The sequence below is a fragment of the Bradyrhizobium sp. MOS002 genome (assembly GCF_003020115.1).
GTDB lineage: Bacteria > Pseudomonadota > Alphaproteobacteria > Rhizobiales > Xanthobacteraceae > Bradyrhizobium.
On sequence record NZ_PYFX01000028.1, the window covers coordinates 15,385 to 39,007 of the forward strand.

At 59.6% G+C, this 23,623-nt stretch carries 21 protein-coding genes; 10 read left to right on the plus strand and 11 right to left on the minus strand.

Annotation, left to right across the window (positions count from 1 at the left end):
* Window positions 1-61 precede the first annotated feature (61 nt).
* On the plus strand, window positions 62-1,198 hold the full coding sequence (locus C7G41_RS34490; protein WP_106946707.1) for a glycosyltransferase family 4 protein: 1,137 nt from the start codon (window positions 62-64) through the stop codon (window positions 1,196-1,198).
* Window positions 1,199-1,213: 15 nt separating this feature from the next.
* Here the strand turns inward: C7G41_RS34490 and C7G41_RS34495 are convergent, their stop codons facing one another.
* From C7G41_RS34495 to C7G41_RS34510, 4 genes are read right to left on the minus strand one after another with little or no spacing between them, the layout of a single operon-like run.
* Entirely contained in the window at window positions 1,214-2,308 is a 1,095-nt protein-coding gene (locus tag C7G41_RS34495; protein WP_106946708.1) for an acyltransferase, read from the minus strand.
* Complete coding sequence (locus tag C7G41_RS34500) at window positions 2,305-3,411, minus strand: acyltransferase (protein WP_106946709.1); 1,107 nt, start codon at window positions 3,409-3,411, stop codon at window positions 2,305-2,307. Before C7G41_RS34500 ends, C7G41_RS34495 begins: the two co-directional genes overlap by 4 nt.
* Before the next feature lie 19 nt (window positions 3,412-3,430).
* Window positions 3,431-4,765 (minus strand): hypothetical protein, encoded by a 1,335-nt coding sequence (locus C7G41_RS34505; RefSeq protein WP_245446854.1) that lies wholly within the window; start codon window positions 4,763-4,765, stop codon window positions 3,431-3,433.
* Between the two features lie 7 nt (window positions 4,766-4,772).
* A complete protein-coding gene (locus C7G41_RS34510; RefSeq protein WP_106946710.1) occupies window positions 4,773-5,984 on the minus strand; it encodes an acyltransferase in 1,212 nt (403 codons plus the stop codon).
* A 438-nt stretch (window positions 5,985-6,422) separates the two neighbouring features.
* On the opposite strand from C7G41_RS34510, the gene C7G41_RS34515 reads away from it, so the two are divergent.
* On the plus strand, window positions 6,423-6,986 hold the full coding sequence (locus tag C7G41_RS34515; RefSeq protein ID WP_245446856.1) for a hypothetical protein: 564 nt from the start codon (window positions 6,423-6,425) through the stop codon (window positions 6,984-6,986).
* Window positions 6,987-7,013: 27 nt separating this feature from the next.
* Window positions 7,014-9,245: an AAA family ATPase gene (locus C7G41_RS34520; protein ID WP_106946711.1), complete on the plus strand. Its 2,232-nt coding sequence runs from the start codon at window positions 7,014-7,016 to the stop codon at window positions 9,243-9,245.
* A gap of 871 nt (window positions 9,246-10,116) precedes the next feature.
* On the opposite strand, the gene C7G41_RS34530 is transcribed toward C7G41_RS34520, so the two are convergent.
* Window positions 10,117-11,547, minus strand: coding sequence for an undecaprenyl-phosphate glucose phosphotransferase (locus tag C7G41_RS34530; RefSeq protein ID WP_106946713.1), 1,431 nt, complete (start codon window positions 11,545-11,547; stop codon window positions 10,117-10,119).
* Window positions 11,548-12,143: 596 nt separating this feature from the next.
* Here C7G41_RS34530 and C7G41_RS34535 point away from each other — a divergent pair.
* Window positions 12,144-12,881: a metallophosphoesterase gene (locus C7G41_RS34535; protein WP_106946714.1), complete on the plus strand. Its 738-nt coding sequence runs from the start codon at window positions 12,144-12,146 to the stop codon at window positions 12,879-12,881.
* A gap of 101 nt (window positions 12,882-12,982) precedes the next feature.
* On the opposite strand, the gene C7G41_RS34540 is transcribed toward C7G41_RS34535, so the two are convergent.
* Entirely contained in the window at window positions 12,983-13,234 is a 252-nt protein-coding gene (locus tag C7G41_RS34540; protein WP_106946715.1) for a hypothetical protein, read from the minus strand.
* A gap of 426 nt (window positions 13,235-13,660) precedes the next feature.
* Between C7G41_RS34540 and C7G41_RS34550 the strand changes: the two genes are divergently transcribed.
* Window positions 13,661-14,140 carry a hypothetical protein gene (locus C7G41_RS34550; protein ID WP_245446858.1) on the plus strand — a complete coding sequence of 160 codons (480 nt, stop codon included), beginning with the start codon at window positions 13,661-13,663 and terminating at the stop codon, window positions 14,138-14,140.
* A 110-nt stretch (window positions 14,141-14,250) separates the two neighbouring features.
* Here C7G41_RS34550 and C7G41_RS34555 read toward each other — a convergent pair whose 3' ends face one another.
* The 3 genes from C7G41_RS34555 to C7G41_RS34565 all read right to left on the minus strand — a co-directional run bounded on the left by C7G41_RS34555 (window position 14,251) and on the right by C7G41_RS34565 (window position 15,416).
* Complete coding sequence (locus tag C7G41_RS34555) at window positions 14,251-14,526, minus strand: hypothetical protein (protein WP_106946717.1); 276 nt, start codon at window positions 14,524-14,526, stop codon at window positions 14,251-14,253.
* A 201-nt stretch (window positions 14,527-14,727) separates the two neighbouring features.
* Window positions 14,728-15,144: a hypothetical protein gene (locus C7G41_RS34560; protein ID WP_106946718.1), complete on the minus strand. Its 417-nt coding sequence runs from the start codon at window positions 15,142-15,144 to the stop codon at window positions 14,728-14,730.
* Between the two features lie 41 nt (window positions 15,145-15,185).
* Entirely contained in the window at window positions 15,186-15,416 is a 231-nt protein-coding gene (locus tag C7G41_RS34565) for a hypothetical protein (RefSeq protein ID WP_106946719.1), read from the minus strand.
* A 1,067-nt stretch (window positions 15,417-16,483) separates the two neighbouring features.
* On the opposite strand from C7G41_RS34565, the gene C7G41_RS38055 reads away from it, so the two are divergent.
* Window positions 16,484-16,657 carry a hypothetical protein gene (locus tag C7G41_RS38055; protein WP_199198768.1) on the plus strand — a complete coding sequence of 58 codons (174 nt, stop codon included), beginning with the start codon at window positions 16,484-16,486 and terminating at the stop codon, window positions 16,655-16,657.
* A gap of 479 nt (window positions 16,658-17,136) precedes the next feature.
* Window positions 17,137-17,553, plus strand: a complete 417-nt coding sequence (locus C7G41_RS34575; RefSeq protein WP_373681180.1) for a VanZ family protein — start codon at window positions 17,137-17,139, stop codon at window positions 17,551-17,553.
* A 196-nt stretch (window positions 17,554-17,749) separates the two neighbouring features.
* Here C7G41_RS34575 and C7G41_RS34585 read toward each other — a convergent pair whose 3' ends face one another.
* Window positions 17,750-18,034: a hypothetical protein gene (locus tag C7G41_RS34585; protein WP_106946721.1), complete on the minus strand. Its 285-nt coding sequence runs from the start codon at window positions 18,032-18,034 to the stop codon at window positions 17,750-17,752.
* A gap of 417 nt (window positions 18,035-18,451) precedes the next feature.
* Here C7G41_RS34585 and galE point away from each other — a divergent pair, with 417 nt between their 5' ends.
* Window positions 18,452-19,444 (plus strand): UDP-glucose 4-epimerase GalE, encoded by a 993-nt coding sequence (gene galE, locus C7G41_RS34595; protein ID WP_106946722.1) that lies wholly within the window; start codon window positions 18,452-18,454, stop codon window positions 19,442-19,444.
* 40 nt (window positions 19,445-19,484) lie between these two features.
* Here the strand turns inward: galE and C7G41_RS34600 are convergent, their stop codons facing one another.
* Window positions 19,485-19,943, minus strand: coding sequence for a hypothetical protein (locus tag C7G41_RS34600; protein ID WP_106946723.1), 459 nt, complete (start codon window positions 19,941-19,943; stop codon window positions 19,485-19,487).
* Window positions 19,944-20,571: 628 nt separating this feature from the next.
* Here C7G41_RS34600 and C7G41_RS34610 point away from each other — a divergent pair.
* Window positions 20,572-21,243, plus strand: a complete 672-nt coding sequence (locus C7G41_RS34610) for a hypothetical protein (RefSeq protein WP_027516147.1) — start codon at window positions 20,572-20,574, stop codon at window positions 21,241-21,243.
* 18 nt (window positions 21,244-21,261) lie between these two features.
* A complete protein-coding gene (locus tag C7G41_RS34615) occupies window positions 21,262-23,412 on the plus strand; it encodes an adenylate/guanylate cyclase domain-containing protein (protein WP_106946725.1) in 2,151 nt (716 codons plus the stop codon).
* The last annotated feature ends 211 nt before the right edge of the window (window positions 23,413-23,623 follow it).

The window sequence follows — 23,623 nt, forward strand, 5'->3', positions numbered from 1 at the left end:
ATCAAGCCTTGACGGGGCGCGAAGCTACAATTCTGAACCTCGAGACTGCGCGGAGACTAATGTGCACGGGAAGGCTGCCACCAGAAGACGCCGCCTGCGGGTCGCCATCTACGCTCCGCACTTTGCCGAATATTCCTACCGCTTGGCCGCTGCGCTGGCGCGCCATTGCGATGTCCGCCTCGTCCTCAATCGCAAGGACGCGAACCAGCAATGGGAACTGACAAACATTGCCGTGACGGATCCCTTTGAGACGCGAATCCGAGACCTGAGCGTGCGCCGTGCGGGCGTGATTGGAATTCCATCATCGTTCATCGATGTCATTTCGTTTCGGCCTGACGTGATCCACTGTCACGAGGTACCGGAAATCTATACGTCGAGGCTGATCCAGTTCCTGCGGCCGCTTGGAATCCCCTTGGTGCTGACCGTTCATGATGCGATTCCGCATTCGGAAGGCGGCTCCGGCACCTCTCCGCGCGAGGATGGCTGGCGCGGACGCATGCGCGCGGCCGCGTCACTCGTCACGACGCATGGCGAGAGCTGCATCGCCGACTTCCGCCGCGCTTCACCAGATTTTACAGGAGAGGTGGTCTCCAGCATGCACGGCGTGCTCATGGTCCCACCTGTGGGGGCGCCCGTCATTGAACCCGAACCCGCGCGCATCCTGTTCTTTGGGCGAATGTGGGCGTACAAGGGCCTCGACGTCTTCGTGGATGCCATCGATATGCTGACCAAGCGCGGCGTAACCCATGAAGCGATCGTGGCGGGTCGAGGTCCCGAAATGACGCGGCTCGGCGCGCGCATGGAGGCGATGCCGACGGTCAAAATGATCAACGCCTATATCTCGCCCCAGGATACCGGAAGGTTGTTTCAGTCCGCGACCGTGGTTGCCCTGCCCTATAAGGATGCGTCCCAGAGCGGCGTGCTGGCGTCCGCCTACGGGAATTCCCGTCCCGTGGTCGCCAGCGCCACCGGTGGCATTCCCGACGTCGTGACGGACGGCGTCAACGGACTTTTGGTCCCCCCTGGAGACGCTGTTGCATTGGCAGATGCGCTCGAACGCGTGCTGACATCGAACTCGCTTGCTGCGGCTCTGGCTGAAGGCGCACGGCAAACCGCGGCCGGTCTGTTGAACTGGGATCAGATCGCCGAGAGGCTGTTGTCATCCTACCACAAGGTCGTCGGCAGCCCCGTGCATTGATGGCGGACCCGTTTTCTAGGCGGATTGCTCGACCTTCCGCAGCGGGCGAAACAACACTCCGCGTACCGCAGTATCCAGAAGCCGCCTCAGCCTGACTTCGATCAGCTCAAAGCTGATCGCGCTCACGATCAGGGACATCGCCAACCCGAACACTATAAATGCGCTCCAGAGCAGCCAGCGGTTGACCCCGAACGCAACGAGCTTCAGCCCGGCCACTTGCAACGGAAACAGCACAAAGGGATGCACGAGATACAGGCTATAGCTGATCTTGCCGACATACTGGAGGGGCGGCGTGCTTAAGGCCCTGGCGAGGCCGGAGTCCGGGGCCAGCACCATGGCAAACAGCAAAAGACCCGGAATAAGACCCAGGAACGGGTGAAACAGCACCAGGCTCGCGTACATGGCGATCCCACAAGTCAGGCCCGCCATCAAACCAAGAGGTCCCGGAATGGAGATGCGCCACCCGGTGGCGCTGAGAAGCATGCCGATGCAGAAGAACGCCGTGATCGGCCAATGCAGGAGGCAGGCCACGCCCAGCAAGATCATGGGCGCCGCCAGCATTCTACCTCCGACGCGCAACATCGAGAATGTCAGGGCGAACCAGATGTAGAACGCCCACTCGTAGGTCAAAGTCCAGGCATTCTGCTGAGCGATCGGCAAGCCGAGCGCGTCCTGCACGAAGAACAGATTGGCCGTGAAGATCGCCAGGTAACCGGTCAAATCGATCCCGCGGAAGAATTTATAGCCGACGATCGGTCCGATCGTGAATAGGGCGAGATGCAGCACCACGAACACCGGCATGATGCGCAGGACACGGTCGAAGAAGAACCGCGGCAGCGAGCCGTGCCGCACCAGACTGGCCGGAATCAGGAAGCCGCTGATCATGAAAAACAGCTCGACACCGTGGCCGCCAACATTGATCACCGATTGCAGCCAGAGCCAGAGCGACGGCAGGAAGCCGGGATCCGGAATGTCGTACACGCCTCCCTTTGGCATGTCGTAGAAATGATCCATCAGCACGCTCAGCGCCGCAATGCCACGAAGTCCCTGGACGGAGGGAACGAAAGATCCGTCGGATCCGGCATTCGGCCGGCGCGTTGTTTCGATCACTCAGCTGCCCCCTGCGCGCTGAGCGCTGGCTCGAGAACGACCGCCCTCCTGCGCTTCGACCGGAACCTTTGGCCGAACGAGATGCTGGGCTTCTCGATGAGCGCATAAGTCGACCAGCTGACCAGGATCGACAGCGCTGCGACCAGCGCGGCGAAAGCAGCCCATCCCAGCGGTCCATCACCGAGCCAGACGAGCCGATGGATCCAGACGATCACAAATGGCGACATCAAATAGACCGAATAGCTGATGGTTCCCACGAACGCCATCGAGCGCCAGGCCAACCGCTCACCGAACGCCGCAAACGCGATGAAGACGAGCGCAGCGCAGACATAAGCCGCCCCGATCGAATAGCTGTAGAAGAAGTTCTCCTGATAGACGCCGCCGAACCGCCTCTCCGCCAGCGTGGCGGCGAAGATCGCATAGAACACCGTGCATATGGCGACGTGCGACCATCGCAGCTTTCCGCCGATGACGGTGTCGCGGATGACCTTGCCCAGGAACATCGCCGAGAGGTTCAGCCCAACCTCCATCACCGACGACACCGTCCTGCTTTCGACCAGAAGTGCGGCGGCTGTCCCGACCAGCGCCGCAGCAATGACGATCGCGACGGCCGTCAAGCGCCGGTTCAGCAATCTCATCGCGAAAAGGACGGTGCATCCGACATAGAACAGGAGCTCGATCGCCAAGGTCCAGTAGAAGACCCAGAGGTTCGGGATGTTGACGAAAGTCTGCAGCATCGTCACGTTCGCGATGACCTGCGACAACGGATAGGTATTGGACTCCAGCATCTGCATCGTGACGAGCCCGATCACCATCGAGGTCCAGTACGCCGGATAGAGCCGAAAGAAGCGGCTGATCGTGAAATCGCGCACGGGAGTAGCACTGTCCGGAAAGCTGAACGGGATGACGAATCCGCTGACGAAGAAGAACAGCACGACTCCGAACCGACCGAAGTTCATGTAGTAGCCGATCGCGTCATGGAAGACCCAATAATAGGCGCCGGTGGGGTGCTTCTGGACGATCACCTCGAACACGTGCTGGAACAGCACCGCCAGCACGGCAATGCCGCGCAGCGTATCGATGAATGCAAGCCGCTTGTGCATCAAGATTTCACCTGTCCGACTATGCTGGCCTCGGCGCATCCGCACCGAAATAGCGTACTGCCTTTTTCCGCCCGACAAGATCCCGATCCGACAGGCTCGCCGCGCCACGATGGTGTAGCGAGCCCGCCGCCTTGCGCGAGAACACTTCACTGAAGCTCAGGGCGATGATGAGCAGGCCGGATGCCGGGCCGTAGTTCAAGACCGTGATAGTGAACATGTTCACGACGAAAAGCAGGGTGAGCTTGTAGACGTCGGTTGCAGCAAACGTGGCGCGGAATACAAGGACCATGAACGCGACAAATGGGAGCCCAAACATCAGGTACGTCCCGATGTAAAAGTTGTCGACCGGCACCCAATACGACGCCAATGGCGAAAACAGCTGCTGCGGGTAGTTAAAGCACCCAGCGCCACAGCCCGTTATCAACCCGATCGGCATCAGCTGGCTCAGGTACACAAACGGCAATTGCCAGCTGTTGTTGATGCGGTCCAGGATGCTGAACAAGGTTGTATGCGGGACCGCAACAGTACCGGATGCGATCCAGATCATCAGAAATGGAACCAGGATCGCGGCGAACGACCACAGAGCAATGCCGCGAACTGTCGCAAAGCGCGAGGACTCCGGCAGCATCCGTACGACGAGTAAGAGCAACAAATAAAACGCGAGAACAATCAGGGTGGTTTTACTGGTCGTCAGGACAACCGCGTAGACGGCAATCGATCCAAATGCCAGATTCCAAATCGTGCTCTTGCGAATGGATGTGATCGCAAACGAGACCAGAATGAAGAACGCAGCCATGGTGTTATCAGCCGCAAAACCCATCAGGCGCTGGTCGTCGGCGCCATAGGCCCACCATAGGCGGCCAGCCTCGCGAACGGCTCCGAAAGATTCGTATTTGAACCCGACCCAAGGCATGACGTAAAACTTGGTCAAGAACACTCCGATCAAGGAGAGATAAAACGTAGCGGCGATCACCGCGAGCAATCTGCGGTATGAGCCGAGGCTTGCATCACAGAAGCAGAAGCCCACAAAAACCGGCAACATCATTTTGAACGACGACATCGCGGCGTTGGCGGTGCCCAGCATAAAATAGCCAAGCACGATGGACAGAATGATCTGGAGCAGCACCAGGAATGCCAGGACGCTGCGTTGTCGCACGATGAACTGCAGGATGAACTGAACGAGACAAACGAGAGCGACCGCGTCAGGAATGTACCACAGCGCATCCAGATGCATGATGCTCGTATAGTATCGCATGACGCCGCCAAAGGCGTCGCGTATGAGGTAGACCCCAAGCGCGATCGCTTCGATACTGACGCTAACGACCGTGATCTGTTGGCGTTGAATGCGATCCATGACGAGCTCAGTTCAGCGGTGGCGCCGAGGGCGCCGCTGCGCCGCCCAGCCTCGAACGACTCCCGGCCATGTTTCGGAACAGTTTGCCCCCCGGAATTTCGACATGCAGATATGTAAAGTGCGAGACGACCAGAACTGCAGCCAGTGAGACGCAGAGATTAAGTGTTGCTGGCAACCCGGCACTGACCGCATCAAGCGCTGCAATCCGGGCAGGTCCAAGCGCGCGTACGAAGTACTCGGCGAACAGCACGACTATCGAATGCACCATGTAGATGGAATACGATCTCCGCCCCAGCCACACCAGAGGCCTAGCTACGAGCATGCGGGGAATAAATGCAGCATTCGGGAATGCAAGCAAGCTGCCGAGAAAGGCCGCAAAGATCAATGGTGCTAGGAAGCTCGCGGGCGGATAGGCCTCCACGACGGAAACCAGGACTATGCTCGCGATCATAGTAAAGAGCTGAATTCCTCCTTGCACTGTAGGATGCATGCCGGGCCGCATGCGCTCCACGAGCATGACCGTGAGGACGCCTAGGAAGAAGCTGACAAAACAGCGTAAAACCCCGAAGTCGGTCTGAAGCCCAAGACTTGGCTTATCGAGCACAAATGTTATGACGAACAGGCTTCCGACCACCAGGAGCCCTGCACATGCATATAGATAGCTCAACGAACGCATCCGTTGAGCAAACAATATCACCAACCCAAACACGAGATAGGTGTAGAACTCGACGCTAATGCTCCAGCTTGGAGCATTCCAGCTCAGGTAATCGATTGGGCCCATTGAATGCAGAAGGAAGATGTTCAGGACGAAGGAGGAGAAATTATTGACTTCGAAGGCCGCCGGAGCAGCGATCACGAGGCCCGCCGCGACTAGTCCGATGCGCAAAAGGCGGAACAGAAGGCCGGCCAGCAGCGTGACAAGATGCAGGGGATAGACACGCGCAAACCGCCTTAGCATGAACTCACGAAGGGAGAATCGCCCGAAGTCACCACGGACATAACTGAGTGACATGACGATGCCGCTGAGCACAAAGAACAAGTCGACGAGAAGCCAGGCGCTCCTGAAGAACGAGCAATTGATCCAGGCGTTGTGCGGGAAGACCGCGAGGAACGTTGGCATCAAGAGGAGGTGGTGAATGACTACTGAGACCGCTGCAATGCCCCTGATGCTATCAAGCGGTAAAACATGAGCCTTCTCACGATGAACAAACTCAGCCAAGTCGATGTCCCAATTCTATGCGCTGCCCTCTCGTATCAACTTGCAGGCGCTTCAATTATCTCCGCGACGTGACTTGGAGCAGCGGCTCGCAAAGAAATCATCGCTTACGTCGAACAACACTGCCTATCCCCTGATTTGCGAGAGCGATTCATGATCGCCGGTGTTTGCGGGCAAAGTGTGCGCAAAATTCGGCGTTGTTGCGATGCAAGATAAAGCGGCACATCGGTCCATGCCACGTGCTATAGCGGGTGGCATTCGTTCCAATGCTGTTTGCAAAAATTGTGAGCAGAGCTGCGTGCCTCTTAGACATCGCGGGTAGCGCCATGTGCGGAGCCGGTCTCGCGAAAACGGTTTTCGATGCAACTTTTGCGGCGCACAAAAATTGACACAGTTCCTTGCCAAGTTACGGAGGGCGGCGACCCGCGATCAAGAGGACGAATGAATTGGACATTGACATACCGTTGCGGCGCTTCAGCAAGGTTAGCCGCCCTCTGGCTGCAATGTGCGATGCTGACGTGGAGCGTTGATTCCTGCTTTGCTCAGTGCGTAGAGTTTTCCGATCGTGCTCCGCGGGCGGAATTGGACGCATTCGCAAAGTCGCCCTCATCTCTGCTGCAGAAGCTTCGCAACGAGAAGGATAAGCTCAGCTCTCGCCTCGCTGCCTATATAGTCTCTGATCCTTCGGTGTTGCCCTCCGTGCAGACACTAATCTCTGAGGCGCCCTCCGCCGATCGTTCGGCGATCGGCGAAGCACTGCGAATGGCCGAAGCGAGATGCACGCTCACGAAGCCGGACATCGCACAAAAGATCAGGAATTTCACTCAAAGGCTGGGCGATCTCGCCGTAAAGGGAGGATATTCAGCCGCCAACGCGGACGATCCTGGTGCGCGGCCTGTGTCACGCGACAAGCAAGTTGGGCAGCCGCGCGGCGGAGGTCTCTTAGAAGGCGAAGGCAAGACTAAACTGATCGACCCGTTCAAGCCTCTCCCGCTTCCGCGCTAATCGACCCTCATAAGTAGAAACTATTAGATGTACCAGCCGAGAGAACAATTTCACTCAGGGACTAAGTTTGGCATCGAGTTCGGCGGGACGGTCCTCAGCTTCGACCGCATGGGGAACGTTCTACGCCGGCAATGGCCTCTCATCGCAACTGCCGTCGGCGGTTCGCTTGCACTTGTCATTGTCTACCTTGCATTGGCGAAGCCGATTTATACCGCCAACGCTCGCATTATGATGGATACCCGACAAACTCAGGTTTTGGAGAAGGAAGGGGGCACGAACAGCGCCTTGATTGACCCGGGCTTCGTCGACAGCCAAGTCGAGATTATCAACTCTGACGATCTCATCCTCTCCGTTGTCCGTCGCTTGCGGTTGGCTGACGATCCAGAGTTCAACGGGTCGAGCCAAGGCGTGCTCCCCACTATCAGCGGCAAAGTCACGGGGCTTTTCGGCTCCAGCAAACCACCGTCACAGGAGCGCATCGAACATGCGGTGGTCGAGTCCATCCAAGGCAATTTAAGAGTTGAGCGGCTTCTAACAACATACGTGCTCTCGCTCAGTTATCGCGCACATAGCCCGGACAAGGCGGCCAAGATCGCAAATGCCATCGCGAATGCCTATCTCGTCGGCGCATTGGAGGCGAAATATCAGTCCACCAAGCGGGCGACAGAATGGCTTCAGCAACGTAGCGTTGAGCTGAGTGAGCAAGCAACCGCGAGCGACCGTGCGGTGCAGGCCTTCAAGGCCGAGCACAATATCGTCGGCACCAGCCGTGGCCTGATGTCTGAGCAGCAACTGTCGGATCTGAACACCCAACTGCTGCAAGCGCGGGGGGCAACCGCCGAAGCAAAGGCGCGCCTCGACCGGATCGACGCTATTTCCGACCAGGACCTTGCCCAGCCGACAGTGACGGATGCGCTGAACAACTCCGTGATTACCCGCTTGCGCGCTCAGTATCTCGACCTAGCCGCCCAATATGCCGATTGGTCCAGACGCTACGGCAAGACCCACCTTGCGGCTGTAAACCTCGCCAACAAGATGGAAGAATTGCGCAAGAATATTGCTGACGAACTTCATCGGATCGGAGACGCGTATCGCAGTGATTACGAGATCGCAAAAAGCCGCGAGGCGTCTCTCGAGAAAAGCATGAAAGAGCTCGTCGCCCAAGCTGGTAACAAGGGCCAAGCAGAGGTCAAGCTCCGGGACCTCGAAAGTGCGGCGGATACCTATCGCAATCTCTACAATAGCTTCCTGGAAAAACTGCAAAGCGCCACTCAGAATCAGAGCTTCCCGCTCAGCGAGGCCCGCCTGATCAGTACGGCTACGACGCCTGATCGCAAAAGTTCGCCGCGGTCGGTTCTGGCTTTGGTTGGTGGCTTGGTCGGCGGGCTCTGCTTGGGTTTGGGCGCCGCTTTTGCCCGCGAGCTGCTCAACGATGTGCTGCGGACTCCCGCAGAGGTGGAGGAGGAACTCGGAGTGAAGTGCCTCGGGGTCCTTCCGGATATTCGCCCGGCGGAAAGGCGAGGCGGATTGTTCGGAACTTCCGCCAAAGGCAGCATGCCTGGAGTGACACGGTATGTGGTCGATCATCCGTTCTCGCGGTTTGCCGAAACGTTGCGCAACATCAAGGTTTCGATCGATGTTGCGCGCATGAGCCGGGAGATCAAGGTCATCGGCATCGTATCGTCGCTGCCGAAAGAGGGGAAAACGACCGTTGCGGCCAACTTCGCCCAGCTGATCGCCATGACAGGGCACCGCGCCGTCCTGATCGACGGCGATTTGCATACGCGCTCACTCACGCGTGAGCTTTCACCTAACGCCAACAGCGGACTGGTCGAAGCCCTCAGTGATCCGGCCGCCTTCGGCCATTACGTGCAGCGAAGCACCGAGACCGGCCTCGATTTCCTGCCTTCCGTCGTTGCTTCACGCATGGTCAATTCGGCCGACCTCATAGCGTCGAAAGCGATGGCCGACTTGCTTGCGGTGCTCCGCGAGCAGTACGAATATATCATCATTGACCTCGCCCCAGTGATGCCGGTGGCGGATTCCAAGGCATTCAGTCCGCTCATCGACGCCATGGTTTATGTCATCGAATGGGGATCAACCACGCGCGCTGCAGTTCAAGAGTCCGTCTCGGGATCAGAAGTGCTTCAGAAGAAGTTGTTGGGTGCCGTTTTGAATCGCGCAGACCCCAAAATGCTTGGTCGCATCGAGGCGTATAAGGGCAAGCACCGCAACAGCTACTACGTCGAAAGCGCCTGACCGAAGCCGGCGACCTTGAGGATTTCGCCTGCCGTTTGCATGCGGACGGCCACCATACCGCAGGCTCTCGCCACGGGCGTGAATGGGCCGTCCGTGCATCGATGTGGCAGGCTTGGGCGCGCTTCGAGCGACTTCATTCCAAACGACCGCCCGCTGTGGACAGAATTTGCGCGCGGCATAGACCGCCTGAATAATCCTCTCCGCCGCCACACTGGCAACAAGACCTAACAACCGGCTTTGCAAGAGGGATTTGGATGGGAGTGATCGCGTGCGCGCGCGTGGCGGACGCCCGTATTCGTCCGGAATCCACAAATTGCGCTTGTTGCCCTAAGCACCAATGATCAGTTGATTGTAGGCGCCGCGACAAAGTGGGCGCTCGTGATCCTCGGTTCCAAGCCGTAAGCTGATCGATGTTGGGGATGTGTGTCGGGCCTGGCACCTTTCCTTTCGAGTTCCTTTAGGCTACCGTATGGTCATATTCTTGGTGTTTTTCGGCAGGTCGGAATGCTGGTCGCCCTCATCGTTTTGAGCGTTTGGGTTCTTCTCAACATCCTTTTCGTGTTGATAGTGGTTCCCCCGCGCAAGCCGGGCCGCCAGCCCAGCCCGCTGGCAACGACGCTGTCCCCTGCGCCCATCGACCGAACTGGGGGCCAACACGAGCAGCAGGAGGCGTTCTCGCTACGCCACGTCATGGCCTCGGTAGCAATGGGAGCGTTGTTCGTCTTGGTGCCTCCCCTGCTTGCGCTGCGTGATGCAATCGCGCGGTTCTTCAGGAGCCCGCCGAGAGCCTAGAGGTGAGCCTCTCGCGGAGCCGCGTGACCGCGCCTCGTTGTCAAGGCTGGCCCGCTCAAACGTCACGGCCCCTGTTTCCTTAGTAGGCTTCCTGGAACATGACGGCCGACGCCGTCCGCGCCATGATTTTCAGATCGAGCCAGATACTCCAATTGCTGACGTACCAGACGTCGTATTCCACCCTTTTTTCCATCAGATCGATCGTCGGCGTTTCCCCGCGGAAGCCGTTGACCTGCGCCCAGCCTGTCAGGCCCGGCTTCATGTGGTGGCGGTAGACGTATTTGCTGATGAGCTCGTCGTAGTAATTGTCATGGGCGAGCGCATGCGGGCGCGGCCCGACCAGGGACATGTCGCCGCGCAAGACATTCCAAAGCTGCGGCAACTCGTCGATGCTTGTCATGCGAAGGAAACGCCCGATCTTGGTAACCCGGGCGTCCCCCTTGCTTGCCTGGATGACGGTCTGGCCATTCTCGCTGACTGTCATGGTCCGAAACTTCCATATCTCGAAGACCCTGCCGTTAAACCCGCGTCGGGACTGTCGGAAGATGGCGGTACCGGGAGAACCAAGTTTGATCAAAGCGGCAACGGTCAGCAGCAACGGCGCGAGTATAACCAGTGCTAGGCAGGCCACCCCCACATCCAGACAGCGCTTCTGCAGACGCTCAAACACACTGAGCGGCGGCCGCTGGATCTCCACCGCCACGGTTCCGCTGACCGGCAGGTACGGCCGCGAAACCAGGTCCGCGATCGAATCGTCCGGCAGAAGACGGACGGGCTGGGGCACGGCGCGCAGATAGGGCCCTATCTTCCGAACCATCGGCAATTCGTTCCAATCGATTGCAAGCAGATATTCATCGACGTCAACTGCCCGCGACTGCCGAATGACATCGCGGATCTGACGCTCCCAATGGTCATCGCCGCTGTCATCCCCAAGTACGAAATGGCGTACGACATCGAAGCCATTCCTGCGCAGATCCTTGAAGCGGCGTGAGGTGAAATCGAGCGGCTTCAAGCTCAACAGGATCACCTTGCGATCGACCAGACGGCTTCTGGCGTAATTTGTCCCAAGCACAACCGGCCAGAGAAAACGCAGACTGATCAATCCGGCGCCGCCGATGGCCGCAAAAATGATCACTGTTCCGCGAGACAAATTGTCGGTCGACTTCAATAGAAAAGCAGCGACGGCGAGAAACGTCAGCGACGTCAACCAGATGAAAACGGCCTTGCGGAGCTGCCAGACGACATTCAGCAGACGGTGCGTGGCATAGACGTCTTGGAAATACGCAAGCGCCACGAACACCGCGCCGACAATCAGTCCTGCCCCCATGGATACGCCGTCGCCAGTGGAGGCAAGCGCGACATTGTAAAGCGCCGCCCCTGCACCATAACTGAACAGGATCAGCAGCAGGTCAGCAGCGATGATGACGATCTGAAAAGGCCGCTGAAGAGCCGTGCCGCGCGTTGAGGACAGTGCACCAGCGCCTTCAGAACCATAAGTTGCAACAGCCATTCGAACCTCTGCTATCGAGAATGCTTGACGCTGATCCGTGATGCTGAAGATCCGTCACTTCCCCGAACGCAAACTGTGAAGTGATCAGAGCGATATTATGGCGCCGCACGCGAAACTTTTGCGACGCATGAATGCATCGCGTTTTTTTTGAGATGTCATCGCGCGCGGAAGATTTGCGTCACAGTGCTGACACACGATCGAAACTCGCTGCCCTATTTTGAATCAAGTTCCACGTCGAATTCGGTCGGGCGCTTGCATGAAGCGCTGGCAACTCATCTTTGATGCGCCTGTTGCCCACATTGAGTCACTCCGCAAGCGATACGATTCGATTACTAGAAGTTCGATGAATTGCGATCTAAAGCTGTATCCTCCCAACCGTCTTGAGCGCGGCATGCATCTTCCCGGCTGCCGGGCGCGATGCAGCCCTTGGCGGAATTGCCTGATTTGCTCAGCGCGTCCCGACAAGCTAAGCAAGCGAGTATCCTCCTTTCCTTGGGCGCAATCAGGCCGTCTGAGAGGCGGCACCCTTCAATAGGGGTCCCCGCCGTGGACCGACTTGGCGAAATTATCCCACCATCTCACCGAGTGTGCGCGCCATGACATCTCTTGCCCGATCACACCCGCCGATTCACAGGCCGCAACTGCCGGATGGCGTCCGAATTTATGCGATCTCGGATATTCATGGCTGCTCGCATTTGCTGCAGCCCATGCTGCGGGTCATCGACGCCGACTTGGCCCATAGTCGGCCGCGCTATGCGATCGAGGTGTTCATGGGCGACTATGTCGATCGCGGACCGGACACGCGCGCCACCCTTGACCTCTTGGTTGAACGAAGCCGGCGGGGAAACTCAATTTTTCTCAAGGGAAACCACGAGGCATTTCTAGTGAGGGTTTTCGAAGACCCTTCGTTGTTCGAAGATTGGCTTCGCATCGGTGGCGCCCAGACACTGATGTCCTATGGACTCGCGCCGCCAGACCTGAAGCGCGACGACCCGGCGTCGATCATGCGCGATTTGATCCGCGCAATGCCGGGGGAGCATCTGGAGTTCCTGGACGAACTACGGCTTAGCTTTACTTGTGGAGATTTTTTCTTCGTCCACGCCGGCGTTCGCCCGGGTGTCCCCTTGGCCGAGCAAAGCGAAAGCGACCTGCTTTGGATTCGCGAAGAGTTCCTTCAGAGTGAGGAGCAGTTCGGCAAATATATTGTTCATGGTCACACGCCGGTGCGCACCGCCGAAATGCTGGCAAACCGGGTCAACATCGATACGGGCGCCTACGCGACGGGCAATCTGACCCTCATGAGCATCCAAGGCAGCCGGATGCTCGCGGTATGACTGCCCAGGATATGACTATCCCGGGATGTCTGCCGATTCGTCGGGGAGATTGTTCCTGAAGCGGACGGACGGCCTCGGCGGTCACGAGCCAAGAGCATCACCTAGTTGAGCACGAAAGGCACTTCCCGTCCGGCTCGCGTGTCGGCCATCCAGTTGCGCCAGGCCCGCTCATGCTTGGCGTATAGCTCCAGCCATCGTTGTCCCGGCTTATTCTGATCGAAGCGAAGGCCAGGGCCGAGGGGGACGTCGGGCTTGTCCAACGTCTCGAACTCGATGGTTTCCGCAATCGTCAAACCAAAAAGGACACGCTGCCCTGTACCGTCCACGATGTAGCGTCGCGGTGCGTCCCTCATCGGCTGGGTCTCATATGTCGCCTCTGGTCGTGAGAACCGAGGTGTCGCTCGCACGCTGGACGAGGCCTAAAAGGCACGTCGGACGTGTCCGAACGCTGAGCCGGGAGTCGATCGGGCGGCTCTGCCGGAGGGCTCGTTCGTCGTCGATCGTTGCGGGCGCCAACTGCGCAAGGCATAGCCCAACGTGACGCCGGCGCAGAAGATCAAGGCGAAGACAAATGCGGAAACCATAGGAGTCGTCCTGAATAATGCGGTGCTCATCAAGACTGAGCAGTGTGTCGACATCATGATACTTCATAATTCTTAGTGGCTCTCTTGGTGCCAGAAGTTGCTCAGGCCCGATCTTATCCTGAGCAGCAATATCGGACGTGTCGGGACTGATCCCTGACCTGCTGGCCCTCCTCGACAGCCTTTGGCGTCTGCGCAATGAGCGAGGGCCAGCTCCAGGAGCTCAAGCTGGTCCCCGGGAAGTCGTGTTGCGATTCCAGCAGCAATCACCACGCCCAGCGCTACAACCCTAACGCGGAGATGTCAGCTTCATTGTGTTCAAGCCCGACGGTGGTGTTGGTGCAACCGGGCCGAGGTCCGGGTGCTCGCAAAAGTCTCCCGAGCGATGGCGGCGATGATGCAACCGGCAAAGCGGCCATGGCCACTGCCGGCGACTGGGTCATCCGCAGCATGTCCTACCCTTACAAAATATGCCCGGTCCAGGATCAGCCGAGAATGCAATTGCTGCAGCCGGAGCAGCACGGCTATACGCTTTCGCCGGGTCGCTCCGTCGTGGTCGCCAAAGGTATGGGCTTTGACTTCACGGTGGCCGGGACGCCGACTAATCCCAACCAATGCGTTGAACGCATGAACGCAACGAACAGCGCGTTGTACTCCCCCTGCCCGCCACGACGTTAAAGCGCGATAGATTGGGATGAACCATCTCGCGCTGTCGGTCATGTTGAGCTGATGTTTTCGACCCGCTACGCTGCTCTTTCCGGTCATGCTCCCGGCGCGACGCGTTTCGTTTATTTCTTGGCCTTGGCGTCTTTAGGCGCATCCGCCGGCGCATCGTCGACCTTGCCGCTGTTCGCGACGCATTTGCTGAAATAGTCGCGCCGCTCCTTGGCTGTCCCCGCGCTGCCCGCAGCGGGATTGCCGATTTGCTTTGGCGGAAAGGCCTTGGCCAAAGCCGCGTCGCATGCACGCGCTACTTCTACCGTGACGGCCGAAGCTGTTACTGGTGCACCAATAGCCAAAACAAATGCCAATCCCATCGACGTTTGCAAATTTCTGGAGATCACCTGGCTCGCTCCTTCAATCCGTCCGAGAACAGGACGGGACCATATCAAAACCGGCGGAAGAGCCAAACGGCAAAGCGGCGCCGAATTGTCCCGTGGCAAAGCTGCTCTACGAGATATTATGCTTCTCGGGGCGAGATATCCATCGTGCCCAGACCTGCCGCGTTTTACCAGACGGCAGGCTGCCGAGCCAAACCCTCGATCCTAGCTGTTGAGCTGCGGCGGCCTCAGGTTCGGAAAGCGCGTGAGCATCGCGGTCCTGATAAACCTCAGATGAGCGATGGTGTTTGCCAATTCCTTGAGCCGCCGCTGGCCGTTGGAGATGTCGGCGGCAAAGAGATCTTGATGATGGCTGTCGATCGGCTCCCGTTCGAGATATTCATCGGTACCGTTTCCGAAGGTGACGGATGCACGCGCAAGTGCGTCATCAACGCGTCGGCCGAGGCCGACCTGCTCCCTCTCCGCATCGCGCAATGCCGCATCGATCGCGACCATGACGGCATCGATTCGAACGCGGTCCGTCTCCGCATCGCGCTCGATGGTACGGGCCTTGAAGCCCTTGTCCTCACGGCGGGAGCTGAGAAAGTTGTGTGCGCGCGCTCTCAGGAACAGCTGAAACATTTGGGCCATCCCACGTTCGAGATTTGGACCGCTAACATCGATCAGACATAGTTAACAAAGCTTGAAGCTTGTGGCTGCGCCGCCTGGCTTTGTGCGATCCACGCCCGCCAGGCTCCCTCGTGTTTTGAATAAAGCTCAAGCCATCGAGCTTCGTCCGCCGCGGCGGCTCCACCGCCCGGGCCGATTTCGGCCAAGATTTGAACCTTCTCTCCCGATCTCATATCCAGCGCTTCGAACTGCGCCGTTTCCTCCGGCGACAGCCCTATCAGCACCCGTTTCCCTTGCGCATCAACGAAATACCTGCGGGCGCGTTGTGCCTTGGATCAGTCATTCGAATGACCCTCTTCCATGATCCAAGGACCTGGAAGATCTTTCAGGTGTCGATCATAGGCGCGAACGAAAACGATCGAAATAAGGATGCAAATTATCGCGCCCAGCAATGCAATCAGGTACGCCATTTACGCCTACCCTAACGCGGGGCCCCGGAAAATCGGGGCGGCTAAATTTTCGCCGTGAATCGATATGTCCTAGGTGACATTGGCTAAGCTCTCAAGAGTTGCGACGAATTAACCTAACCGCGCATGGTTATTTCGATCACGACACGCAGATCGTTCGGCAAACAGACCGGGCGCAAAATTCCACCATTACGACGGCGACCGACTACGTCCCGCCCCCGTTGCCGCGGGAGTATAGGGAGCATAGAGACGATATCTTGCCGACCGCTTGCGCGAGCGCCACGCCCTCGCACCATAGCCGCAAGAAAAACCTCCGGCGAAGATCGAACCCAAAACCACAATTGCCAACATTTGAACGTTCCGTTTTTCCGGCGCGTTCCTCCCATTGCATTTCATCTTGTCGTTGTGACGACTTCAAGATCGGTACCGCCGAAAGTTTTGTCAGCCGACGATGAAGTTTGTGCAAGTGCTGATTGAAGTTTGGTCCACGCCCGACAGCCGGGGCCCGGAAATGACAAAATGTCTCACTGAGAAGTTATATCCGGCCGGATGTTAATCCGGGTTCACGTCCACGGCCCCAGTCCATGCGGCCTTCAGAATTGCCGGTCGTAAGTTCGGCTCCTTACCACTCAAAACGTGGCGACGGCCGCTGCTGATCAGCATTTGAAATCTCCGTGATAGTACGGAGCTACGAAGCCAGATTAGACGCGTTAAGGTTGAGCGGTTAGCTTAATCCGCGTTGTTTGTTGCGAACTCTCACCGATCGCTTATCCCATCGTCTCACCGGGCTCCCCCAAGCTCGGCCCCACCCAAGCAAAGCCGTCGAGCGACATGGGTCCGCTTGGCGGCTTTGTCTTTGTCGCGACGAGAGGATGATTTCGGTTATGGCGCGCAAGCCCTGGTCGTTCAAGGAAGACCGCCGGCTGATGGAGTTGGCCAAGTCTTCGGCTTCATTGGAGGAGGCGGCGAAACAGCTCGGACGCTCGCCCGATGCGATCAAGCGCATGGCCTTGCGCCTTGGTCTTTCGTTGAAAACGAAGGCGAGCAAAAAGGCGTAGCGGGGCGTGCCGCCAACGACGACATGATGACCGCGGGCGCGCGATCGCCGGTTCTGACGAAGAACGAAGGCGTCGTGTTGCCGATCGGACTGGAGCAACAACGTCAAGCAGGTGAGACCACTGTCCGTTCGGAATGCTCGAATCCAGCTGCATGAAATAAAAGCGCTCCAATCCTGTTCGCCAGGGAACCGAACCAAGGCGCTCGCGCTGTGGCAGCACCCGGCCGGCTCCCATAGAGCCCTACAATCCCGCACCCGCGTCCCTCCACCATCGAATGGGCCGTTAGAGCTTGAGAGCGGAGGGGTCTCCCCCCCACTGCCCTTCCCGCGATTCAACGAGTTGGTCGAGTCACGCTGCTTGGCGCAGAGCGCTAAATCGCCGACCGACGCGGTGCTGGTGGCCTGACTGGATTGAGCCGTTACCCGAGACCGGCGAAACGCTCCATATCCATCTGGCCCCCTGGTCAATCAGCCTTAACGATACTCTTATCTTTCAACGCGGCCTGGCTCCCATCCGGCTATGGTCGTCCAATGCGCCGAAACCACCTTATCGCAGCCGCAGGCGTCTGCTTCGCGCTCATCGTCTATGCCACGCTTGCGAGACTGGCGGGGAGACCCGTGCTTATCGGTCATCACGAGGCTTATTGGGTCGTCGTGATCGAGCGCTTCAGCGCCTACGGGTTGCTGGGATTTCTCTTGTCCTTCCTGTTGCCCGGTCGGCTCACCCTCGCATGCTCGCTTGTCGTGGCGGTCGCAATGGGGCTCGAAATCCTGCAAGCAATGACGCCCGATCGTGATCCAGGCTTCTTGGACGTGCTGCAAAAAGCAGCAGGCGGGACCGTCGGGGTCCTCCTCGCTCAAACAATCCTGGCCTTCTTACCGAGACCTCCCGCCTGAGCAGCACGTCCGCATCGGAAGTTGCTGTCGTTGTTTCCGGCGTTCTTGCCGGGCCCACGGGGCCATGGAAATGTGCCCCCATGGCTGGCCCGCTCAAGCCGGCAAAGCTGACCGCATAGGTCAGGGTTTTCGCTTCGGCATCGTGGGGCGCCTCGGCCTTGCCTGTTCCAGGCGAGTTGTTCGGAGCGTGCGGGGACTAAGCCGAGCGGCGCTGGCCCGGGAACTGGTTCGGCGTCAGGAGTTCTGCCATCTGGCGATGGGTGGCCTGGTCGGCCTCGATGGCGCCGTCTAGATCAAAATCGGCGTCCCGGACAGAGGCGAGGAATTTAGCCGTCAGCGCCAGATCGAGCTTAACGCGAGTTGCGCCATCGCGGCTTTTGCGGCGGTCAAGTGACAAATGGATGGCCCGCATTCTGGCCTCGGCAGGCGTGCAGCCACTCAGCCCGGCGAGTTCGTCATAAGTCATCCAGATCTGTGCCATGTTTCAGTCACTCCTTTACTCGGGCATCAGCTTATTTTTCGTGTCTAAAGCTTCGGTTGCCGCGATGCGCGCGCCGATCGCTTCGCAGCGATAGGGTCAATGCCGAGCTAAGACGAAGAAGGACAATCGTGCCGAGCCCCCGATGGGTTGCATACAGCGAAGATCGATCTATGCTCACCCGATCGATCAACTGTTGAACTGAGGCAATCACATTGGGACAGATCACTTCGGAAGCCCTCTCCTCGAGTGATGTCGTGTCCCGTGGCGCCACGCGGCATGTCCCAGCTTTGGGGCCGACATATGGTCGGCTTCTCCGCAAACGTCCCGCATAGCTGATGCTCGCTCGTACTGTGTGCCGATTTGTTGCTCGCGGCGGTTGCCTGGATGATCGTTGATTTCGCTTTGAGGTAAGCACACATGACCAACCGACCGACTGTCCTCGTTACGGGAGGCGCGGGCTATATCGGCTCGCATGCCTGCCGCGCCCTGACCGCCGCCGGCTATCAGCCCGTCGTTTATGACAATCTGTCGACAGGCCATCGCGGCTTCGTCGCCGGTCCGCTGGTAACAGGCGATTTGCTCGACGGCGCCACGCTGGCGCGCGCCTTCGCCGAGCACAAAATCACGGCGGTCATGCATTTCGCGGCGGCGAGCCTCGTCGGCGAGTCCATGACCGACCCGCAAAAGTACTACATCAACAATGTGCAGGGCACGCTGTCGCTATTGCAGGCGATGCGCAATGCGGGTTGCCATCGTATGGTGTTCTCCTCGACCGGCGCCGTCTACGGCAACGCAGACTCCAAGGAACTGCCGGAAGACTTCCCCTGCGCGCCGATTAACCCCTATGGCGCATCGAAGTGGATGATCGAGCGCATGCTCGCCGATTACCGGTCGGCCTACGGCTTCGGCGCGTTCTGCCTACGCTATTTCAACGCCAGCGGCGCCGATCCGGCCGGCGGCATCGGCGAATTGCGCGACAACGAAACCCATCTCATTCCGCGCGCCATGATGGCGTTACAGGGCCATGTGGATTTTGCCGTGTTCGGTGAGGACTACGACACGCCCGATGGCACCGCGATCCGCGACTACATCCATGTCACCGATCTCGCCGCGGCGCATGTCGCGGCGCTGAAACTGCTGGAACAAGGGCATGCCGGCGGCAGCTTCAATCTGGGCACCGGCTCCGGCTTTTCGGTGCGGGAAATCCTGACCGCCATCAGGCAGGAGACCGGGCGCGAGGTGCCCCACACCGTCAAGCCGCGCCGCGCCGGCGATCCCACCTATCTGGTCGCCGATCCCTCCGCAGCGCGAAAAGTGCTGAACTTCGTGCCACAACATTCGGATCTGCCGACCGTGATCCGCACCGCCTGGGCCTGGCACCAGAAGGCTCATCCGCTTAAGCAGCCCTGACAACATCGTCGAAATCGATCAGGCGGGATGAGACGTGACCTTATGGTCTATTCCGCTCTGAGCCGAGCGGTCCCGGCGCAAAGGGATGGCGCGATCGCGAACGGCCGTCGAGCCCCTTGGGCAGCTTGTCGGCATTCAGCTTCAAGACCGCACGTCTGGCGTCAGCGGCCGGCACCTCGTCCTGGCTGTAGATGAGCGTCGCCTCGAAGGTCACATCGGGGGCCTGCTCGGCCGTTCCGGAATAGGTCGCCATCGCGCCGCTGCACACGCCTGAGAGCTTGACCTCGACCTCGTCGAGCCCGAACACGGTCGGCGGCCCCTTGGCATGTCGCCGCGTGGTCAGAACCGCCGTAAAGCGCTGCTCGTCGATTCGGTAAGAGCCGCCATACGTGAAGAAGCTGTCGCTGCCGGAGATTCGTCCCTCCGCCAGATGCACGACGCCAGTGCCCTGACCGCGCGGGGTCCTGAACCAGGCAACATATTTGCCGTCTCTCAGCATGAAAACATCCACCGTAAAACTCAAACGTATTTGCAACCAACACTAGGGCGCGACAATGATCCGCGCGGAGAGCATTCCGCCACGGTTAACACCCGGCAAAGCCGGCCGGTCAAATTGCTGCCGACGCGCAGCGACGCGGGCGGGCGGGCGCACGCTCCCCTCGTGCAGCGGGCAAGAAAGCTGGACCTCCTTGCGCACCGCGCTCAAAACAATCGGCTTGCCGACGTCGTTTGGCAGCTTGGATAGAACCGCTGTCAACTCCAGTCAGTTCGTGACAGCTAGCCTTCCTGTCGCGCTGGGGAGGAAGTGGTCGAGATCGCCGCCGGTCAGCAGGCGACGCCGTATCATAGGACCGAGGCCACGCTCGCGCCTATTATAGAGAGTGCAGCGGAGGGCTACCCGGCCGAGGACCGTTCGGTCGAGGCCATCCCAGCCGAATGAAATTATCCATCCGGCCAACAGCCTGCCGGCGCACTGTTTTCTCCGGTCGCGGGTTTGAACCTCTTCCTGATAGAGTGCACCAATATCTAAGAGTGATTCCGGTCACACTTGCCTGGGCGTTTCGCTGCTAAGCATCGGGCCTGGACGGGGACCGGGCAAGTATCGGTCGAATTGGATGAGAAATCCCATGAAAAGCCTGATCGGCGCTGTTGTCGGCGCGTGCTGTCTTGCTGCCCCCGCTTTGGCGGAGACCCCGGCCGCCATCGTCGAGGACGTGCAAGGCAAGGTCGACGGTGTCGCGTTCATGGATTATGTGGCGCCGGGCAAGATCATCAAGCTTGGGCCCAAGGCAACAATTACGCTCAGCTATCTCAAATCGTGCCAGCGCGAGACCATCAGCGAAGGCGTCGTCATGGTCGGCACCGAGCAGAGCACCGTGCAGCTCGGCGAGGTCAAGCGGGAAAAGGTGCCCTGCGATACCAACGCGGCAAAACTATCGGAGCGCGAGGCAAACCAGAGTGCCGCGACGACCTTTCGCACCATGCGGTCGGACGCCAAGGGCAACGCTCCGGCCAAGCTGCCGACGCTCTACGGCGTCGCGCCGTTGGTGCAGGCCAAGAGCGGCAGCACCCTGGTGATCGAACGCACCGACGGCAAGGAGCCCACGATCAGCGTGCCGCTCAAGAGCGAGACGATGGTCGGAGGCAAGTTCTATGACTTCGCCAAGGCCGGAAAGTCGCTGACGCCGGGCGGCAGCTATCTCGCCATCCTCGGCACCAAGCGTTACGCCTTCCAGGTCGACCCCAGCGCCACGTCGTCGCCGACGCCGATCGTCGGGCGCCTGCTGCGGCTCGAATAGGCAGCTAGCGACGGGGCGATGCGGCGGATCGGCAGACGGGACATTGTTGCAGCGATCCTGATTGCGCTTCTTGCAGGCGCCGTCGTCACGTCTCCACCGCTCCAGACGCTGCAAGGCCTGTCGCTCGACATCCTCACAGCACTGCGCGGCAAGCTCGTCGGCGACCGCCGCGATCCCGCGGCATCACCGGTCGTCGTCGTGGCCATCGACGGCGAGACCTACGACACGCCGCCGTTCAAGGGATCGCCGACGCAGACCTGGACGCGCGAGATCGGCCGGGTTCTCGGCAGCATCGACGACGGCGGTGCCCGGGCGATCGGCTTCGACGTCATCTTCCCGAGTTCGATCGAGCAGTCTGAGATTCCCTTCGGCGACGCGTCGCTGGGCAGCCGCATGAGAGGCTTCGATCGGGACTATCTCATCGCCCTGCGGAAGCTTTCCGACAGCGGCAAGCTGGTGCTCGGCGAGATCCTGAGCAACGACCATCAGGAAAGGCCCGACCGCGCGCAGCAATTGGCGGTGAGAAACAATATCCGCGCCCTCAACGTCCATACCGACACCGACGACGTGATCCGGCGGATGCCGCTGAGCTTCTCGATCGACGGCAAGCCGGTCCCCGCGATGGCGGTCGAACTCGCCGCGCGCGCTCTCGCCGGAAAGCCCGAGATTGCACCGTCCGGGGCGACCGAATTGTCCGGTTACGCAATTCCGAGCGCGGTACCGAATACACTGACGCTCAATTTTCGAGGACTGGGCCGCGACATCCCGGCTTTCTCCTTCGCCGATCTGCGAGCCTGCGTCGAAAAAGGCGACCGCGATTTCTTCCGCCGCGCCTTCGGCGGCAAAGTCGTGCTGCTCGGCACCGCCCTGAATTTCGATGATCGCAAGCTCACCTCGATGCGACTGTCCGGCGGATATGACGGAACGCCGGGGCCACGATGCGCCCAGCCCGCCCCGGCAAGCACCGTACAAAAGGCCCGCAGCGACATCGCCGGTGTCTTCGTGCATGCCAACGCGGTGCGAAATCTGATCGAACGCGATGCGGTGACCGAGCTCGGCTTTCCACTGCGGAGCATTCTCACGATCGTGTTCGCGGCGATCGTGGCCTGCGCGGCCTGCGTGCTCGCACCGGGTGGCGCACTGATCGCATGGCTCGGCCTCACCGCGGTATACGCCGCTATGGCCGTCGGTGCATTCGTCCATGCCTTGGCGCTGCCGCTGACGGAGCCGGCACTCGCAAGCCTCGCCGCGCTCGCGATGATGATTGGCTACCGTTTCGTTCTGGCCGATCGTGACGAACGTTTCCTGCGCAAGAGCTTTGCGTTCTATCTCGCCCCCGAAGTGATCGACACCATGGTTGCCTCCGGCAAGATGCCGGCGCTCGGCGGCGAAATGCGCAACATCACCATGTTCTTCTCCGACCTGAGCGGCTTCTCCTCCATCGCCGAGACGATGACGCCGGGCGAACTGGTGACGCTGATGAACGAATATCTGTCGGCCATGACCGACATCATCGAGAGCCATGGCGGCTATGTCGACAAATATATCGGCGATTCCATCGTCGCCATGTTCGGTGCGCCCGCCGACGATCCCGCGCATGCGCGCCACGCCGTCCATGCCGCGCTGAAGTGTCACGCAAAGCTGGCAGAGCTCAACGCCGGCAGCGCCGCTTTCGCCGGCCGCGGCCTGTCGCACCGCATCGGGCTCAACAGCGGCGAGGCCGTGGTCGGCAATATCGGCTCCCGCCGCCGTTTCAATTACACCGTGATGAGCGACACCGTGAACGTCGCTTCGCGGCTCGAAGGCGCCAATAAATACTACGGCACCGCAATCATGGCCTCGGAATCAACGATGGCGCAGACCGGCGACGGCTTCGCCTGGCGGGAACTCGATGCGATCCGGGTGCTGGGGCGCGGCGAGGCGATCAGGGTATTCGAGCCGCTCGCGGACAAAGGCGCGGAGAGCGCCGGGCAGATACAGGTGGCCACGGCTTACGCGGAAGGGCTGGCCTTCTGGCGGGCGCGGGAGTTCGCAAAGGCGGCTGACGCGTTCGAGGGCGTAGCCAGGACTGATCCACCATCGTCGAAGTTCGCGAAACGCGCGAGGGCGCTCATCGAAAATCCTCCCCTGCCAGAGTGGACGCCGGTCAATACGCTGGAAGGGAAATAACGGTCTTCGCGCGGCACGACGGCGCTCCCTTAACCCTTGTGCAGGGTAATCGCATATGAGGTCTCAGCGGCGCCTGAGCGAGCGCCTCGTCCTTCGAGACGCTTGCTTCGCAAGCTCCTGAGAGCCTGACCGGAAAAGGGTGAGCGGCTTTGGCTGGCCTGTGATTCCTTCGGATTTGCAAAGATTCGAGGGAGGACACCATGCCATGGAC

Coding starts and splice junctions, on each gene's coding strand:
- galE (WP_106946722.1), top strand. CDS start 18,452: ATGACCAACCGACCGACTGTCCTCGTTACGGGAGGCGCGGGCTATATC.
- C7G41_RS38055 (WP_199198768.1), top strand. CDS start 16,484: ATGGCGCGCAAGCCCTGGTCGTTCAAGGAAGACCGCCGGCTGATGGAG.
- C7G41_RS34550 (WP_245446858.1), top strand. CDS start 13,661: ATGAGCGAGGGCCAGCTCCAGGAGCTCAAGCTGGTCCCCGGGAAGTCG.
- C7G41_RS34585 (WP_106946721.1), bottom strand. CDS start 18,034: ATGGCACAGATCTGGATGACTTATGACGAACTCGCCGGGCTGAGTGGC.
- C7G41_RS34600 (WP_106946723.1), bottom strand. CDS start 19,943: ATGCTGAGAGACGGCAAATATGTTGCCTGGTTCAGGACCCCGCGCGGT.
- C7G41_RS34530 (WP_106946713.1), bottom strand. CDS start 11,547: ATGGCTGTTGCAACTTATGGTTCTGAAGGCGCTGGTGCACTGTCCTCA.
- C7G41_RS34535 (WP_106946714.1), top strand. CDS start 12,144: ATGACATCTCTTGCCCGATCACACCCGCCGATTCACAGGCCGCAACTG.
- C7G41_RS34515 (WP_245446856.1), top strand. CDS start 6,423: ATGAATTGGACATTGACATACCGTTGCGGCGCTTCAGCAAGGTTAGCC.
- C7G41_RS34500 (WP_106946709.1), bottom strand. CDS start 3,411: ATGCACAAGCGGCTTGCATTCATCGATACGCTGCGCGGCATTGCCGTG.
- C7G41_RS34505 (WP_245446854.1), bottom strand. CDS start 4,765: ATGGATCGCATTCAACGCCAACAGATCACGGTCGTTAGCGTCAGTATC.
- C7G41_RS34610 (WP_027516147.1), top strand. CDS start 20,572: ATGAAAAGCCTGATCGGCGCTGTTGTCGGCGCGTGCTGTCTTGCTGCC.
- C7G41_RS34615 (WP_106946725.1), top strand. CDS start 21,262: ATGCGGCGGATCGGCAGACGGGACATTGTTGCAGCGATCCTGATTGCG.
- C7G41_RS34520 (WP_106946711.1), top strand. CDS start 7,014: ATGTACCAGCCGAGAGAACAATTTCACTCAGGGACTAAGTTTGGCATC.
- C7G41_RS34560 (WP_106946718.1), bottom strand. CDS start 15,144: ATGTTTCAGCTGTTCCTGAGAGCGCGCGCACACAACTTTCTCAGCTCC.
- C7G41_RS34540 (WP_106946715.1), bottom strand. CDS start 13,234: ATGAGGGACGCACCGCGACGCTACATCGTGGACGGTACAGGGCAGCGT.